Origin of the sequence: Granulicatella sp. WM01, assembly GCF_004570605.1 — a bacterium.
In the GTDB taxonomy this organism is placed as follows: Bacteria; Bacillota; Bacilli; order Lactobacillales; family Aerococcaceae; genus WM01.
On record NZ_SPPB01000169.1, the window covers coordinates 1 to 260 of the forward strand.

The 260-nt window shown below is 30.8% G+C and carries 1 protein-coding gene; it reads right to left on the bottom strand.

The window, feature by feature from the left end:
- On the bottom strand, positions 1-260 hold a 260-nt coding region (locus E4T68_RS09105), incomplete at both ends, for an IS30 family transposase (RefSeq protein WP_228099299.1).

The window sequence follows — 260 nt, forward strand, 5'->3', positions numbered from 1 at the left end:
ACGTCTAGGTCTATTATTTAACGCATTTTGTATAGTTGTTATCATTTGAATAGGTACTAAATTAAATGATTTTCCCTTCGGTAAAAATTCTCGAATTAAACCATTGTGATTTTCATTAGTCCCTCGTTCGTAAGACGCATACGGATGTGCAAAATATACTGCGGTTAAATAGCTTTCTAATTCTGTTAATCGTGAAAATTCTGAACCATTATCTGCTGTTATACTTTTAAACCATTTCTTACCATACTGTTTAAATATCT